At 42.0% G+C, this 2,641-nt stretch carries 3 protein-coding genes; all 3 read left to right on the top strand.

Going from position 1 to position 2,641, the window contains the following annotated elements; genetic code table 11:
- Nucleotides 1–118 precede the first annotated feature (118 nt).
- Complete coding sequence (gene tnpA / locus PGS38_RS17360) at nucleotides 119–472, top strand: IS66 family insertion sequence element accessory protein TnpA (protein ID WP_118640492.1); 354 nt, start codon at nucleotides 119–121, stop codon at nucleotides 470–472.
- Nucleotides 465–821 (top strand): IS66 family insertion sequence element accessory protein TnpB, encoded by a 357-nt coding sequence (gene tnpB / locus PGS38_RS17365; RefSeq protein WP_118640493.1) that lies wholly within the window; start codon nucleotides 465–467, stop codon nucleotides 819–821. The genes tnpA and tnpB overlap by 8 nt, the downstream gene beginning before the upstream one ends.
- A 104-nt stretch (nucleotides 822–925) precedes the next feature.
- A complete protein-coding gene (gene tnpC / locus PGS38_RS17370; protein ID WP_118640494.1) occupies nucleotides 926–2,578 on the top strand; it encodes an IS66 family transposase in 1,653 nt (550 codons plus the stop codon).
- Nucleotides 2,579–2,641: the final 63 nt, after the last annotated feature.

Genomic DNA, 2,641 nt, shown 5'->3' on the forward strand with positions numbered 1-2,641 from the left:
GTAAATGGTGAATAACCCGTCAACTTCCTGACATCTCCAAAATCTGGGATAATGGTGTGTAGAGTGTAAAAAGTGTGTTTCACACTTTTTACGAAAAACACCACAGGAGGTATTGATCATGAACACCAAGTTAGCCACCAGACAAATCCGATTGAACGAATGGGCTGCAATTATAAAAGACTGCAAAGCCAGTGGCCAGAAAGTTGATATTTATTGTGAACAGCACGGGTTATCCAGAGATGCCTATTATTATTGGCTGCGTAAAGTAAAAGAAGCAGCTTTAACACAGGCTGGTTTTGTAGAACTTCCTGCTCTGACATCAGAACAGATACCAGCCAAAACAATTGAAAAAGGAACCTCTGCATTTGAAACTCAGATGATTATTAAAATAAATGAGATTGAGTTCTATATGAACGAAAACTCGTCATCAGAACTGATATCCAGAATGCTGGAAATCATACGTCATGCTTAATGATGCTTCCGGCTTCCAACACGTTTACTTATGTACCGGATATACGGATCTCCGAAAAGGAATTGATGGATTGATCTCTATTGTTACCGGAACATTTGGCCTGGATCCAACCGAAGCGGGATCCATCTTTCTGTTCTGTGGACGCAGAAATGACCGGATGAAAGTCTTACTCTACGAAGGCGATGGCTGGCTTCTATGCTATAAAAGATTTACCGATGGAAAACTTCAATGGCCAAGAAGTGAAAAAGAAGCCAGAGACCTTACCCCTCAACAGTACCGATGGCTGATGGAAGGACTTTCCATTGAACAGAAAAAAGTAATACACAAGGTGAAACCAGAGCTTTATTAGTTCTGTTTTATATATGTACATTGACAGTTTTATAAGTTATCTAAATTTCCCTGAAATGCCTGAAATAAAGGGTTTTTCAGTGCCATCTGTGGTATAATGGATTCATGGAAAACATTACTTTAACCCTGGACGAACTGAATAAGATGCCGAAGAATGCCATAGCATTGCTGTACATACAGATGAGCGAAAGCTTTACGATTTTATCTGCACAGAGCCAGAAGATCCAGGATCAGAATGAAAGGCTGATCCATCAGATTGAAGATCTTCAGGAACAGATTGCAATCCTGACACAACAGCGTTTTGGAAAAAGAACGGAAACTGACAAACAGGTTATGGGACAACTGTCGTTTTCTCTTGAAAACATGTGTGTCCTGAATGAAGCAGAGGCACTTGTAGAAAACGGTATTCCTGATGAACCTGACATTGAAAAAGTCGTTGTCCGCAGAAAGAGAACCAAAGGAAAACGTGACCTGAATCTTCAGAACATCGAAGTTGAAGTGATCAACCACGATTGTTCCGAAGAAGAATTACGGGAACACTTTCCAAAAGGATGGCATCCTATGGAAGATGAAGTATATAAAGAACTTCAGTATATTCCAGCCAGATTTAAAGTATTGGAACATCATATCAAAGTATATGCCGGGAATTCTGATTGCGGCAGTTTTCTGCGTGCAAAAGCACCGGAACGTCTGCTGGCACATAGTATTCTTACCCCGGAACTGGCAGCTGCCGTGTTTAATGCAAAGTATGTAAATGCGGTACCTTTGAACCGTCTTTCTGAAGAATTCCTTCGAAATGATGTCAACATTCCGCGGCAGGATATGGCAGGATGGATGATCCGTCTCAGTGAGTATTATCTGCAGCCGGTTCATGATCTGATGAAAGCAGAGATTATGGAATCCCACCATATCCATTGTGATGAAACACCATTTATCATGCCTCAGCACAGCAAGGAATATATGTGGGTGTTCCATTCTCCTGGTGGAAGCGATACCCATCCACTCTTCCTATATGAATATCTGGGTGGCAGAAGCGGCGAAGTCCTGGAAAAATATCTATCTGGATATCAAGGGACACTCGTAACCGATGGTTACCAGCCGTATCATACGCTTATGAAAAAAAGTGATAGGATCCAGGTGGCCGGATGTTATGCTCATGCAAGACGGAAATTCACAGAGATCATAAAAGCTGTGAAGAAGAATACGCCGCTCACGCCAGGACAGGCAGTTGCTGCTGAAGCAGTCAAACGGATCGACGCGATGTATCATTTGGACAACATGTATAAAGAATCATCGGCAAAAGAGAGATTAGATAACAGACAGCGCTCTGTAAAGCCTCTTGTCGATGCCTATTTTGCGTGGCTGAAAACATTACAGGGAAAATCAAACGCAAGCTCCAAGTTAAAAGAAGCAATCAATTATTCGATCAATCAGGAAATATACCTTCGAAGATTCCTGGAAGATCCGCTTCTTCCGCTGGATAACAACGATGCAGAGCGTAGTATCAAGTCTTTCTGCGTTGGAAAACATTCCTGGCATATCATTGATTCTACAAAAGGAGCCAAAGCGAGTGCTCTCTTATACAGTATTGCAGAAAGTGCCAAGGCAAACAGCCTGAAACCATACGAGTACTTCTGCTACCTGTTGACAGAACTTGTGAAGTATCCACGAAACGATGTTCCAACAGAGGTGTTAAAAACTTTAATGCCATGGTCTGAAGAACTGCCGGATCACTGTCGAAAAACTAAATCAAGGTAAAGCTCAGTGCCAGCCTTCGGGCTGGCATATCTTTTTCGGGAGGACGAGTTATTTACCATATAC

This window comes from Fusicatenibacter saccharivorans (assembly GCF_027667425.1).
Lineage (GTDB): Bacteria > Bacillota > Clostridia > Lachnospirales > Lachnospiraceae > Fusicatenibacter > Fusicatenibacter saccharivorans.